Origin of the sequence: Ruminococcus callidus ATCC 27760 (assembly GCF_000468015.1) — a bacterium.
Lineage (GTDB): Bacteria > Bacillota > Clostridia > Oscillospirales > Ruminococcaceae > Ruminococcus_C > Ruminococcus_C callidus.
Genome location: NZ_KI260366.1, coordinates 1 through 650, shown reverse-complemented (window position 1 = coordinate 650; position 650 = coordinate 1). Strand labels below are relative to the sequence as shown.

Below are 650 nucleotides of genomic sequence, written 5' to 3'. Positions count from 1 at the left end.
ATCTTGCCCTCGGTACAGCCGCCGCAGTAGCAGGACGGACCGGCGGTGCGGAACAGGGCAGGAGAAACCTCACAGCAGAGCCGGAGCATTTCCGTTGCCACTTCCCGAATCTCCCACTGTGCCCGATTGCAGCACCGCAGCCGGAAAAAGTTCCGCAGACTACGGACATTCATGGTCAGGATCATTTTGGTTTCACAGGCGTTAGGCAGCACATACCGTGCGTCCTCGATCGCCTTTTTCTCCGCCTTGGTGCGGGCTGCCTTTTCGGTGCAGCCCTGTGCCAGAAATTCCGGCACATATTTCGCCGCCAACGCGTCCGCCAGCCGGTTGTAGCTGTCAATGGACTGCTGCATGGCGTTTTCGTATTCCCGCAGCAGTTCCGGCTCGGCAACAATTGCCGGCGGTGTCACAAAGACAAAGTGATCCTGCCGCACATACCGCTGGCTCTGCACAGAGAACGAAGCAATGCGGTGACGGGTCACCTGTGCCAGAAACGAACGGGAAACGCCCTCGATCCCAAATGTAAATGTCACATGTTCCACGGGGCTTTCGTGACCGAATCCCGCCAGCATTTCCACAAACTGTTCTGCACGCTCCTGCGAAATGGACTCCCGCAGAGCCTCTACATCGGTGTCAGAATAACATAGCCG

General features: G+C 57.5%; 1 protein-coding gene. It reads right to left on the bottom strand.

The annotated features are described in order from the left end of the window. Positions 1 to 650: FAD-dependent thymidylate synthase (gene thyX, locus RUMCAL_RS05910; RefSeq protein WP_021681736.1), on the bottom strand; the 650-nt coding region annotated here is incomplete at both ends.